The organism is Burkholderia sp. APQ4-4ca, assembly GCF_057837105.1.
Map to the genome: position 1 here is coordinate 94,366 of NZ_JBYQCG010000059.1, position 12,004 is coordinate 106,369.

At 62.9% G+C, this 12,004-nt stretch carries 10 protein-coding genes and 1 pseudogene; 7 read left to right on the forward strand and 4 right to left on the reverse strand.

Going from position 1 to position 12,004, the window contains the following annotated elements; genetic code table 11:
• Positions 1-11 precede the first annotated feature (11 nt).
• The 3 genes from AC3IFE_RS02325 to AC3IFE_RS02335 are packed head-to-tail and all read left to right on the forward strand — an operon-like array spanning position 12 to position 4,108.
• Positions 12-3,029 carry a glycoside hydrolase family 19 protein gene (locus AC3IFE_RS02325; protein WP_489189477.1) on the forward strand — a complete coding sequence of 1,006 codons (3,018 nt, stop codon included), beginning with the start codon at positions 12-14 and terminating at the stop codon, positions 3,027-3,029.
• Complete coding sequence (locus AC3IFE_RS02330; RefSeq protein WP_489189478.1) at positions 2,953-3,801, forward strand: hypothetical protein; 849 nt, start codon at positions 2,953-2,955, stop codon at positions 3,799-3,801. Before AC3IFE_RS02325 ends, AC3IFE_RS02330 begins: the two co-directional genes overlap by 77 nt.
• Before the next feature lie 52 nt (positions 3,802-3,853).
• Positions 3,854-4,108: a PAAR domain-containing protein gene (locus tag AC3IFE_RS02335; protein ID WP_489189479.1), complete on the forward strand. Its 255-nt coding sequence runs from the start codon at positions 3,854-3,856 to the stop codon at positions 4,106-4,108.
• Between the two features lie 2 nt (positions 4,109-4,110).
• Here the strand turns inward: AC3IFE_RS02335 and AC3IFE_RS02340 are convergent, their stop codons facing one another.
• The 3 genes and pseudogenes from AC3IFE_RS02340 to AC3IFE_RS02350 all read right to left on the reverse strand — a co-directional run bounded on the left by AC3IFE_RS02340 (position 4,111) and on the right by AC3IFE_RS02350 (position 7,248).
• Positions 4,111-5,205, reverse strand: coding sequence for a type VI secretion system baseplate subunit TssF (locus AC3IFE_RS02340; protein ID WP_489189480.1), 1,095 nt, complete (start codon positions 5,203-5,205; stop codon positions 4,111-4,113).
• A pseudogene (locus AC3IFE_RS02345) lies at positions 5,147-5,791 on the reverse strand (MFS transporter); the annotation flags it as partial. The pseudogene AC3IFE_RS02345 and the gene AC3IFE_RS02340, both read right to left, overlap by 59 nt.
• Before the next feature lie 35 nt (positions 5,792-5,826).
• Positions 5,827-7,248 carry a M20 family metallopeptidase gene (locus tag AC3IFE_RS02350; protein WP_489189481.1) on the reverse strand — a complete coding sequence of 474 codons (1,422 nt, stop codon included), beginning with the start codon at positions 7,246-7,248 and terminating at the stop codon, positions 5,827-5,829.
• Between the two features lie 163 nt (positions 7,249-7,411).
• Between AC3IFE_RS02350 and AC3IFE_RS02355 the strand changes: the two genes are divergently transcribed.
• The 4 genes from AC3IFE_RS02355 to AC3IFE_RS02370 all read left to right on the forward strand — a co-directional run bounded on the left by AC3IFE_RS02355 (position 7,412) and on the right by AC3IFE_RS02370 (position 11,129).
• Positions 7,412-8,335, forward strand: a complete 924-nt coding sequence (locus tag AC3IFE_RS02355; RefSeq protein WP_489189482.1) for a LysR family transcriptional regulator — start codon at positions 7,412-7,414, stop codon at positions 8,333-8,335.
• 91 nt (positions 8,336-8,426) lie between these two features.
• On the forward strand, positions 8,427-9,557 hold the full coding sequence (mnmH, locus tag AC3IFE_RS02360) for a tRNA 2-selenouridine(34) synthase MnmH (RefSeq protein ID WP_301739045.1): 1,131 nt from the start codon (positions 8,427-8,429) through the stop codon (positions 9,555-9,557).
• Positions 9,554-10,612 carry a permease gene (locus tag AC3IFE_RS02365; protein ID WP_489189483.1) on the forward strand — a complete coding sequence of 353 codons (1,059 nt, stop codon included), beginning with the start codon at positions 9,554-9,556 and terminating at the stop codon, positions 10,610-10,612. The genes mnmH and AC3IFE_RS02365 overlap by 4 nt, the downstream gene beginning before the upstream one ends.
• 94 nt (positions 10,613-10,706) lie before the next feature.
• Positions 10,707-11,129 carry a hypothetical protein gene (locus tag AC3IFE_RS02370; protein WP_069621435.1) on the forward strand — a complete coding sequence of 141 codons (423 nt, stop codon included), beginning with the start codon at positions 10,707-10,709 and terminating at the stop codon, positions 11,127-11,129.
• Positions 11,130-11,166: 37 nt separating this feature from the next.
• Here the strand turns inward: AC3IFE_RS02370 and AC3IFE_RS02375 are convergent, their stop codons facing one another.
• Entirely contained in the window at positions 11,167-12,000 is an 834-nt protein-coding gene (locus AC3IFE_RS02375) for an ABC transporter permease (protein ID WP_089467371.1), read from the reverse strand.
• Between the last annotated feature and the right edge of the window lie 4 nt (positions 12,001-12,004).

Genomic DNA, 12,004 nt, shown 5'->3' on the forward strand with positions numbered 1-12,004 from the left:
AGTCGGGAATCATGACCAAAACGACCCATAAGAAGAAGCACCATCCGGCGGCCGCGCCGCACCCGGCCGCCAAACCTGCCGAGCCGGTCGATACGCCGCTGAGTTGGGCCTACCCGTTCACGCCCGCAGACAAGAGCGACGCGGCCGACCCGATGACGTATTTCAAGGCGCTGGCGAAGTCCGCGACCGGCTTTTATCCGTTGGGCGTCAGCGGCATGTGGCATGGGGGCGTGCACTTCGACGACGGCAGTGCGCAAATGCTCAAGTTGGACAGCGGCGTGCATGCGATTGCAGACGGCAAGATCGTCGCGTACCGGCTGAACACGAAATACGAGGAAACGAAGTACCCGAACAACAGTCTGGCGCACTTTTCGACCGGCTTTGTACTGGTCCGGCATGAACTGAAACTGCCGCCGAAACCGGTCCCGAAGGAACCCGCGAAACCGGCGGCGGCCCCCGCATCGGCTCCTGCGTCGGCACCCGCGCCCGCATCGACCACCGCCGCGCCTGCACCCGCGTCCGCTCCGGCGGCTCCCGCGCCATCCGACAGCAAACCGGCGAACGACAAGCCTCTCGTGTTCTTCAGCCTGTACATGCACACGATGGATTGGGCCAGCTACCAGAAGGCCATCGAACAGGCCAAATCGAACCCGAAGCCCGATCCGGCGCTTCCCGCGCCGATGTCGTATTGGGAAGGTGACCGCTACTATCGGGTCGGCAACAAGGCGAAGGACAAGCAAGCTATCCCGAAGCCGAAAGCGCCCGTTCCGCCCGCGAAGCGCACCGATGGGGCCGACGATCTGCCGATCAACAATACGAACGAGAGCGCGCCGCCGCCTGCCGATACCGATCAGGATGTCGTTCTGCCGCCGCCCGAGACGGGATTGAACATTCGGGAATTGCCGAACGGCAGGAGCAAGATTATCGGCGTGTTGCCGACAGGGGCCGAAATCATTGCGGGCGAAGGCGACCCTGCTCACCCGGACTGGATCAAGATCAAATCGATCAAATCGGGCACGGTTCTGTCTGCCGAAGTCGGTAAGCCGGTGTCCCCCCAAGCGCAGTGGAGTTACGTGTTCAAGGGGGAACTGGACGCCGTAGTCGACCCGCAGCCGCTTGATACGGTCGTGATCCTGAAGGAGCCGCAGCACGTCAAGGCGGGCGAAGTCGTCGCGCATGTCGGCCAGTATCAATGGCCCAGGAAGGCGAGCCCGATACCGCCGAAGCCGAACTCCCCGATGTTGCATCTCGAAGTGTTCGCGGGGCCGGACCTGAAAGACTTCATCGATCGAAGCCGTGCGCGTGCGAAAGAACTGAACGAGAAAAACAAACCGCTTCTGGAAATCGAACCGGGGGCGAAGCTGGTCAGCGAAATTCCCGCACCGGACCAGAAACTGACCCAATCCGGGTTGAAGCTCGTGCCAATAGGCGATGCAAAGGGTTCGCGCTGGATCAAGGTGCAGCCCAATAGCGTGACGAATGTGCCCGCGAAAGGCAAACAGAAGGCCCAACAAAAGTTAGCGCCCGTCGGCAACCCGCTGTGGGTCGAAAGCAACCTGGCGCACTCGATCAACACGGCGAACGTAGCGGGATGGCAGAATTTTCCGCTGGACGTTTCCAAGGCAAGCGGACCGGGCGCGGACTTCAGGAACGTGTTGCGCCGTACTGAACTCGACAAGCTCGGTGAGGGCAATGTCGCGGTCGACGACAAAGGCCATCATTGGTGGAACGTCACGGTTGGCTCGAAGGACGGCTCCGACCTGACTGGCTGGGTGTGCGATACCGATCACCCTCACGTACAGCTTCGTAGTTCTTGGGAATGGCCGGGTTTCGCATTGGTGGACAACGGCAGCGTCAGCCCGGCCGACATGTTCAAACGCCATATCCATACGACCGAGCAATATTTGCCGGACGAGGAAGGCACTGAGTTTGCAGTGGAAGCGGTGAAGGTCAACGCTGGCGAACTCATCACGAAGATTGAACAGGCGATCGATACGGACCACGACGGGAAGGTGACGGCGCAAGAACTGAAACACGCACTGGAAACGCAATGGATGGCCGAAGCGGTGTCGCATCTTGTGGTGCGCAACGAAACCGAATGGGGCGGCGGTCTGAGCAAGTGGGAAGAACTTACCCCGCTCATGCAGAAGCAGACCGAGGTGTGGAAGACGGAACTTGATCGGCTCGCGAAGCTTCAGTGGTGGGACCAAATCAAGGGCGTCGACGGCTTCCCCGCGGACCTTTCGCCGTGGCACCTTCATCCGATTGGGTTGATCGGGAATTTTGCAGGGAAAAATCTCGTATGCAAGAAATGTGGCGCAGTTATCACGTTAACCAAGGATTTTTTAAGAAAAATTGCGCCAGCGGCCAAGAGTGATTTTGTTGATGAATTGATTCTCGCATCAACCGATTTGTTTAAAAATTATGGGGTCAATAGTTGCAGACAGATAAAGCACTTATTGGCTCAAGCTAAGGTGGAGACGACTCGCTTTACCTCATTTCGCGAATCTCTTAATTATCAGAGCTATACTGGGAAGAGTTTATATAGAATGGCTCCGACGGCAATTGATAAGGGGTTTGCGAGAAAGAATATGAAGTTTTCTTCTCAGGATGAGAAAATAAAATGGATTCAAGATCACTTGGTTGCAAATGATGCAGCCTATGCAGAGCATTGCTTTGGGACGAATGATCAGCCGGGAAAAGATTTTCGCGGTAGGGGTCTGTTGCAGTTGACTTTCTATGAAACCTACCAACGGTGCGCAAAGGCAATTGGCTATCCTGTAGACAGTCAGCCTGAACTTGTGGAAGAAAATAATCGCGTTATTATAGAAAGTAGTCTATGGTATTGGCATAGTACAGGGATCGGTGCGATTGCGGACGATCCAGCTACCAGAGGTGACGAAGGAGTCAGGAGTGTTACCAAGCCAATTAATTCGGGCTATAAGGCGCTCGATGAGCGACAGCAGTATCATAGGGAAATTTCCCTTGAATTTAATAAAGATTTTTCATCCGGGTGCACTGATGATTAAAAGTATTATTGCGCTGGCTACTATTATTATTTGTGGCTCGGCATGTGCAGAGAGTACATGTGCGGATATTCGCGGTCAGCAAAATTATCCGCCGCTGAATATAGGAAGCGGGAGTATTTGCTTTATTCAGGAGCCTGTGCTAGACTCAAAGACTAAAGAATCAATTGGCGCTGACGCAATTTCTTTGTACTATATTGCAAATGGGGGTGTCCCGGTCAAAGCGGAAGGACGAGGTCTTCTTTACGATGATACGCCCGGAAAAATTGTAGACGCGTTTTCGTCAAGCATCGATCGCGGCCACACAGAGAATATTTTTGTAATCCACTCCATGAATGTTCGAAGCTCGCTTGTTGAGCCGAATTCGTCTGGAAAATTTTATTCCGTTTCTGTTTTTGATTTGGTTGACAAAAAACTTCGCCGCGACGAGCGGGCATCCGAATGGTTTGGGGCGGACTATAGTTGGTTGTCGGATGGGCGAAATATAATTTATAAATTTCCATACCAATCAAGGAATGATGTTTTGCGCGCGATTGATTCCCAATTTTCTTCATTGATGAGCAATGGAAAGAAAATCCCGGTTGTCGTCAATAAAAAAAGCTATCTTTTTGACGATTCGAGCATAAAAAATAAAACTCACAAATACTTGATAAAAGGGGATCGCGCTGTTGTTGAAGATGTTTCTGCAGGGTGGTGTCGGGTCAACTACTCGTCGGGAAAAGTGCCGCTGGATATGTGGTTAATGTGTACATCCCTTGATGTCGCGTCGCAATAGAGAGTGTGATTTTTGGGTTGTTGCCAATCTTATCTGGATTGAGTGCAAAAATATGTCGACCAATATTATTCGAGTTGGCGACGATACCGACCATGGCGGCAAAGTCGAAACGGGTTCATCGACTATGAAATTCGATGGCCGCTACGTCGCGCGCAAAGGCGACCGGGTGTCATGTCCGCAGCATCCCGGCGTGTCGCCGAATGTCATAGAGGAAGGCGACGACTCGATGAAGGACAACGGCATCCCGATTGCGCGGCACGGCCATCGCGCTACGTGCGGCTGTCACCTGATTTCGAGCCTCGTGTAACGCTACAACAGCGGCGCGAGGCCCGGTCGCAGTGGACAGCGAACGATCACGGAGCCGTCGTTCTTCGACAGCACGACGAGCTGCGTGAAACCGTTGGCGGGCGCGTAGCGCGACAGGTACCCATCGAGCAGACGGATCAACGTTCCCATGCTGTTTTCAACGAATGCGCTTTCGTCTGCCGCCATCACGATTTCGAAGCCTCTCACAAGGGCCGAATGCGGCTTGATCGCCAGTAGTCGCTCGACGACGTTTCGCTTGACGAACGAAAGTGCTCCGACGTGTTCGGCCCGTCGATCATTCGGAGCAAGCTGGCGCATGAGCTTCACGAAGTCGGGCCACCCCTCACGCGTCAACTGCGTCAGGTTGGCCGTCGTCAGCGCGATCACGCGCCACAGGGCTTCCGTCTCACGGGACGCGCTATAAGTCGGCGTCGGCTGTTTCAGCAGCGTGATTTTGCAAGGTACTTGGTCGTTTTCGTTCTTTAAATCGCCCTTGGACGAGCCGATCCGCATCCGCGACGGCCAGTCGCGATTCGTGCACGTGAGGTCGACGGCCAATTGCAGCGGCATCTTCGTTGCCGCAGTCCCGTCGGCGCGCAGCAGTACCAACGACGTTTCACGTCCGGGATGATGGGTTGCCGCATAGGGATCGTGACGCGCGAGCCAAAATCGTTCGCCCTTTCCGACGCCCCATGCGTTCAGTGGTGCAATGACCGTCCCGTCTGTTGGATCACGAACCGCGTCAATCGAATAGATGCCGCGCATGTCCGGGCGGTTCGGCTTCGGCACGAGCGGATATTCCGCGACGGTTTCGCCGCGCGATGACTTGACGCCCGCGTGTTCAAACAGGTTGACGATTGGCGTACAGAACAAGCCGATGTTGTCCACCGATAACGGTGCAAGCGCCTGCGCGATGCGCGAATCGGCATGCACGCCTTCGATCGCCAAATGCAGCGTTACGCGCCGCGCGCGGTTCATTTGGCCGGGTTCAAGACATCGGCGCAATTGAATATCGACGAAATCGAACTTGTCAGGAAACCCGACGTATTCGAGCAACGGTTGAACCAGCGGCGAGATTCGGGACGGCGGCAACAGCATGCCAGCCCCAGCTTTCGAGTTGGGCGGAGGTCAGCGTGGCCGTCAGCAACGCGCCGAAGCCCGACGCGAGCAACGTCGCGAGGCCCTGGCTCGCGAACTGCCAGCTCGACATGAAGCCGCGCCGCTGCGGCGCGTGTTCGACGAGGAATGCGGTCGAACTCGCGAATTCGCCGCCCGCGGAAAAGCCCTGCATCAGCCGCGACAACATGATGCCGAGCGGCGCGAGAATGCCGATCGATGCGTAGGTCGGCATCAGCGCGATCAGCAGCGTGCCGACCATCATCATCGCGATCGACAATAGCAGCGACGCCTTGCGGCCCGCGCGGTCGGCGTACGCGCCGAGCACGAAGCCGCCGATCGGCCGGATCAGGTAGGACAGCCCGAACGTGCCGAGCGTCAGCATCAGCGACGTCGCTTCGCTCGTGGCCGGAAAGAACAGCTTGGCGATCGTGACCGCGAAGAAGCCGTAGACGATCAGGTCGAACCATTCGAGCGCGTTGCCGATCGACGCCGCGAAGATGATGCGCCGGATTTTCGCGGCGCTCGGGCGCGCGGCGTCCTGCGCGGTGAGGGTGGTCGTATTCATCGTGTGTGCAGATCCCGTGAAAGGGGCGAAGCGCGTTACAGGGTGGCGCCGGCCGCGGCGGATGCCGCGCGGCGAACGGGCGGCGCGTCGTCGCCGAGATCCCAGAAGAGGCCGGCCATCATCTGCAGCCCCTCGCTGACGACGCTTGCGAGCAGATGCTCGTCGGGCGCGTGCTGCGAGCACGCCGGGTACGAGTGCGGCACCCACAGCGTCGGCAGCCCGAGCGTGTCGGCAAACACCTCGTTCGGCAGCGTGCCGCCGAGATTCGGCAGGATCGCCGGCTTCTTGCCGGTGGTGCGCGCGAGCGACGCGACGGCCCAGCGGACCCACGGATCGTCCGGCGGCACGCGCGTCGCCGGTGCGCCGCGCTCGACGTCGACCTCGACGTCGGCGAAGCCGTGCGCATCGAGGTGTGCACGCAGGTGCGCCTGCAGTGCTTCCCAGTCGGTGCCGACGACGAAGCGCAGCTGGCAGTGCGCATACGCGGCCGGCGGGATCGCGTTGACGGGGTGCTCCGGATTGCCGGCTTTGAACGCGAGGATCTCGAGCGTGTTCCAGCCGAACACGCGCTCGGCCGCGGACAGCCCGGGCTCGCCCCAGTCGGCGTCGAGCGCCGGGTCGCCGGGGCCGCCGCCGACCGAAAGATCGGCGAGCGCGTCGCGCACCGCGGCCGGGATCGGCGGCGGGCGCAGCCCCGCGACGAGAATCGCGCCGCGAGCGTCGACGAGGCTTGCGAGCGCATGTGCGAGCACGATCGCCGGATTGCGCAGCAGTCCGCCCCAGTTGCCGGAGTGATGCGCACCGTCGCGGGCGCGCAGGCTCAGCTTGAAGTTGACCGCGCCGCGCGAGCCGAGGAAGACCGTCGGCCGCGCGGCGGCGATGCGCGGGCCGTCGGACGCGATCAGCACGTCGGCCGCGAGCGCGTCGCGCTCCTGGCGGCACAGCGCGCCGAGGCCCGGCGACCCGGTTTCCTCGCCCATCTCGATCAGCAGCTTCGCGTTGAAGCCGAGCCGGCCGCCGCGCGCATCGAGCACGCTCGCCAGCGCGGCCAGGTTGATCGTGTGCTGGCCCTTGTTGTCGGCGCTGCCGCGGCCATACCAGCGGTCGCCGTCGGCCGTCAGCGTCCACGGCGACAGCGGCGCGCGCCATTGCGCGTCGTAGCCGCGCACGACGTCGCCGTGGCCGTAGATCAGCACGGTCGGCAGCGCGTCGTCTTCGTGGCGCGACGCGAGCAGGAACGGGCCGCCGCCGTCCACGGGGTTGTCGACGATCCGCGACGTGAAACCGAGGCGGGCGGCCTCGGGCGCGATCTCGTCGGTCAGGTAGGCGCGCAGCGCGGCTTCGCTGCCGCTTTCCTGGCTTTCGGTGCGCAGGCCGACGCGGCGGCTCAGGGTCGTGAAGAACGCGCCGGATTCGAATTGGTTCAGCGCGTGCTGGATGGCGGCGGTACGGCTCAAATCGTGTCTCCTCGGTCGGGTTCGCCGTGCGCGGGCCGCGCAGGCAGCGGGAAGTGCGATCGATTCTAGAAAGCCGGTTTTTTTGTCACAATGATCGAATTTCGAACCTTTCTTTGCCAAAAAGGCAAGGCAGCGCGGCCGGATGCGGCACGGAGACAGAACGATGGCGGCTTTCCTGCATGGCCTGGCGTTGCGGTATTTCGTCGAGGTGGCGCGCACCGGCTCGATCAGCGACGCGTCCGCGCGGCTGCACGTGGCCGTATCGGCGATCAGCCGCCAGATCGCCAAGCTGGAAAGCGAGCTCGGCGCGCCGTTGTTCGAGCGGCGGCCGCGCGGGATGGCGTTGTCGGAGGCGGGGGAGCGGTTGCTGGCGTTCGCGCAGCGCAGCCTGCTGGAGGCCGAGCACGTGATGAAGGACATCGGCGGGCTCGATGCGCTGCACGGCAGCCTGCTGAAGATCGCGTGCTCCGAAGGGTTCGCGATCGATTTCCTGCCCGGCGTGCTCGCGAGCTTCAAGGCGCGCCACCCGGGCGTCGATTTCACCGTATGGGTCGTGTCGCCGGCGGACGCGACCCGACGCGTGCGCGACGGCGATGCGGACGTCGCATTGACGTTCAGCCTCGCGCCGGAGAAGGGCGTGCGTGTCGACCACACCGAGCGCGCGCCGGTCTTTGCGCTGGTCCGGCACGATCATCCGCTCGCCGCGCGCGACGCGGTGTCGCTCGTCGATGTCGCGCGGCACGCGCACGTGCTGCCCGAGGCCGGCACGACGGTGCGCCAGCTGATCGACATCGCGTGCGCGCTCGACGGGCTGCTGCTCGAGCCCGAACTGACGAGCAACAACACCGCGGCGATGTACGGCTACGCGCGCCGCACGGGCGCGGTGATGTTCACGGGGCTGTTGTCGGTGCGCGATCGCGCCGATGCGGACGGCTTCGTCGTCGTGCCCGTGACGAACCCGCAACTGCGCGAACGCAGCATCCAGGTGCAGACGATGGCGGGCCGCGATCTGCCCGCGTCGGTGCGTGCGTTCCGCGACCATCTGATCGACGCGATGCAGGCCGCGTCGTCGCCGACTGCCGCATGAGGCCCGGGACGCCGGCCCGTGAGATAATCGTCAATCCGCCTTCCGTGCCCATGCGGCTCTCCGAGCCGCATCGCCCCTGTTCGACGCCAAATTGAAGAACCTGATTGTTACCCTCGATCGCGCCGGCGAGTTCGACGAGATCATCGACGTGCGCACGCCGCTCGAGTTCGCCGAGGACCATCTCCCCGGCGCGCTGAACGCGCCCGTGCTCAGCAACGAGGAGCGCGTGCTCGTCGGCACGATGTACCGGCAGGTGTCGCCATACGAGGCGACGCGCGTCGGGGCGGCAATGGTGGCCCGCAACATCGCGCGCCACCTCGACACGACGTTCGCCGACCGGCCGCGCAACTGGCGGCCGCTGATCTACTGCTGGCGCGGCGGCAAGCGTTCGGGCTCGATGACGACCTGGTTCAACCTGATCGGCTGGAAGGCGCGCCAGCTCGACGGCGGCTACAAGGCATACCGCCGCTCGGTGTGCGCGACCCTCGATTCGCTGCCGACGCGCTTTCGTTACATCGCGCTCGTCGGCCATACGGGCTGCGGCAAGACGCGCCTGCTGAACGCACTGCGCGACGCGGGCGCGCAGACACTCGATCTCGAGGCGCTCGCATGCCATCGCGGCTCGCTGCTCGGCGCGCTGCCGGGCAAGCCGCAGCCGGCGCAGAAGGGCTTCGATTCGGGGCTCGTCGAGACGCTCGGACGTTTCGACCCTCAATGGCCGGTATTCGTCGAGTCGGAAAGCCGCAGGATCGGGCTTGTGCAGTTGCCGGTAGCGCTGATCGAAGCGTTTCACGCGGGGCCGTGGGTGCAGGTCGAGGCGGCGCACGACGAACGGATCGCGTTCCTGCTCGACGATTACGCGCACCTGTTCGACGAACCGGCCGCGTTCAAGGCGCAGCTTCATCGGCTGATCGGCCTGCACAGCCGCGAAGAGGTGATGCGCTGGCAGGCGCTGGTCGATGCCGGCGCGCGGGCCGATTTGTTCACCGAACTGATCGACAGACATTACGATCCCGCCTACGCACGCACGTATCGCGCGACATACGACAAGCCGAACCGGGCGCTGACGTTCACGTTCCGGCCCAACGCGGCCGACGTGCGCGACCAGGCCCGCACGCTGCTGGCCGAACTCGCGCAAGCCGGATTGCCCGCATCGGCCGCGCTTGCCGCCGGCACGACATCCGAAACCCACAAAAACCAATCGACGATCACCACACGATGACGACCACACGCATCCAACCCAACCCGGCCCTCGGCTGGATGACCTTCCTGCTGATCGCGGTCGCGGGATTGTTCTACGTGAAATGGTTCCCGTACTACAACAAGGCATTCGTCGCCGCCGAGCACCATTCGATCGGCCAGTCGATCCTGATGGGCACGTCGGCGGCGGCGCCCGAGCCGTCGCTGAAGGCGGCGCTCGACTACGCATGGGCATACGGCAAGGCGATCTGGCAGGCGATGGTGCTCGGCCTGCTGCTCGGCTCGGCCGTGCAGGCGCTGCTGCCCGCGCACTGGGTGGCGCGCGTGCTCGGCCGCACGGGCTTCGGCAGCGTCGCCGCGGGCGGGTTGCTGTCGCTGCCCGGGATGATGTGCACGTGCTGCGCGGCGCCGGTCGTCGCGGGCTTGCGTGCGCGCCATGCGTCGCCGGGCGGCGCGGTCGCGTTCTGGCTCGGCAACACGGTGCTGAATCCGGCCGCGCTGGTATTCATGGGTTTCGTGCTCGGCTGGCACTGGAGCGCGCTGCGCGTCGTGCTGGGCGTCGCGATGGTGTTCGGGATCGGCTATCTGCTGAACCGCATCGCACGCCCCGAAGACCGCAGCATCGACGATGCACAGCTCGCCGCGCTGGCGGCCGAACAGGCCGCGGCCGGCAATCCGTTCGTCCGCTGGATGAAACTGCTCGCGCGCATGGCCGTGCGGCTCGTGCCCGAATACATCGTGCTCGTGCTGCTGCTCGGCGCCGCGCGCGCGTGGCTGTTCCCGCACATCGGCCCGGACATCGGCAATCACCTCGGCTGGATCGTCGCGTTCGCGGTCGCGGGCATGCTGTTCGTGATTCCGACGGCCGGCGAGGTGCCGATCATCCAGGCGATGCTGTCGCTCGGCATGGGCGTCGGTCCGGCCGCCGCGCTGCTGATGACGCTGCCGCCGATCAGCGTGCCGTCGCTCGCGATGCTCGCGCGTTCGTTCAAGCCTTACATGCTGGCGATCGTCGCGACGCTCGTCGTCGTATTCGGGATCGCGAGCGGCTTGCTCGCGATCGCGTTCGGGTTCTGATGCGCAGGCCCGGTGCGATAACCGCATTGATATTCATCCGGCGCCGCCGCTTCGCGCGTGTGGCGCCCTTTACAAGAAGCAAACAGGAAAACGCATGACCCAACCGAAGATTCATCCTCGACTCGAAAAGGCGCTGACGCGCGGCGATCTCGCGATCCGCCAGGCCAATTCCGCGCGGGCGACTGCCGTGCTGCACGCACTCGGCACGATGATCATCGAGGCTTCCGCAACGATCGGCGTCGAGGCCAGCATCGACATTCCGCAAGGCGATCGCATTTACGATCCCGTCAACGGCCTGTGGCCGCAGAAGATGCTGGTGTCGTTCGACGGCCCGGTGGACGAAGCCGACAAGGAAGAACTGCGCACGGTGTATCTGGTGGCGGACGATCCGGGCACGCAATTCCGCGTTGAATGGCATCGCGCGGACGGCAAGCTCGGCCGCCAGGAAGGCGGCCCGCTCGCGACCGTCGCGTTCCTGACCGACGTCGAAATTCCGTGGAGCGATGACGACGAGTAACGTCGTCGCATGAAGCCGGCGCCGGGCGCGCCGGCCGTCAGCGCATCATCCGCCGCCGGAACAGCCACGCGGACAGCAAGAACCCGCCGACCGCGTAGCCGGTGAGCACCGCGACGTGCAACGCGATGTCGGCCGCCGGCCGGCCGAGCATCGCAGGCCGGATCAGCTCGACCGCATTCGCGAGCGGCAGCGCCTGCGCCGCGTGCCGCGCGAGCGGCGGCAATTGCGTGATCGGGAAGAACACGCCCGACAGCAGCAGCATCGGCGTCAGCACGAGCGTCTGGTAGAACATGAAGAAATCGTAGGACGGCGCGAGCGCCGTGACGATCATCGCGAGGCTGGCGAACGCGAGGCCGGCCAGCGCGATCACGGGCAGCACCGCGAGCATCGACGGAAACTCGGCGTAGCCGAGCACGCCCGCGACGAGCATGATCGCGCTCCCCGACAGCATCGCCTTGCTGGCCGCCCAGACGATCTCGCCGAGCACGATGTCGCCGAGCGCGAGCGGCGTATGCATGATCGCTTCCCACGTGCGCTGCACATGCATCCGCGAGAAACCCGAATACATCGATTCGAAGCTCGCGGACATCATCACGCTTGAGCCGACCGTGCCGGCCGCGAGGAACGCGATATACGACACGCCGTCGACATGGCCGAGCATCAGGCCGAGCCCGAAACCCAGCCCGAACAGATAGATCATCGGATCGGCGAGATTGCCGAACATCGATGCGAGCGCGAGCTTGCGCCATACGAGATAGTTGCGCCGCCAGACGGCGACCCAGTTGCTGGCGTTCGCCGGCATCGCGATCGCGAAGCGTGATTCGCGTGGCGGGGCCGACGGCGTGGTGGCGGAGTAGTTGCGAACGTCCATGGTC

Excerpts from the sequence above, each read along its gene's own strand:
- AC3IFE_RS02325 (WP_489189477.1), top strand. The coding sequence starts at position 12 with ATGACCAAAACGACCCATAAGAAGAAGCACCATCCGGCGGCCGCGCCG.
- AC3IFE_RS02330 (WP_489189478.1), top strand. The coding sequence starts at position 2,953 with ATGAGCGACAGCAGTATCATAGGGAAATTTCCCTTGAATTTAATAAAG.
- AC3IFE_RS02335 (WP_489189479.1), top strand. The coding sequence starts at position 3,854 with ATGTCGACCAATATTATTCGAGTTGGCGACGATACCGACCATGGCGGC.
- AC3IFE_RS02340 (WP_489189480.1), bottom strand. The coding sequence starts at position 5,205 with ATGCTGTTGCCGCCGTCCCGAATCTCGCCGCTGGTTCAACCGTTGCTC.
- AC3IFE_RS02355 (WP_489189482.1), top strand. The coding sequence starts at position 7,412 with ATGGCGGCTTTCCTGCATGGCCTGGCGTTGCGGTATTTCGTCGAGGTG.
- AC3IFE_RS02365 (WP_489189483.1), top strand. The coding sequence starts at position 9,554 with ATGACGACCACACGCATCCAACCCAACCCGGCCCTCGGCTGGATGACC.
- AC3IFE_RS02370 (WP_069621435.1), top strand. The coding sequence starts at position 10,707 with ATGACCCAACCGAAGATTCATCCTCGACTCGAAAAGGCGCTGACGCGC.
- AC3IFE_RS02375 (WP_089467371.1), bottom strand. The coding sequence starts at position 12,000 with ATGGACGTTCGCAACTACTCCGCCACCACGCCGTCGGCCCCGCCACGC.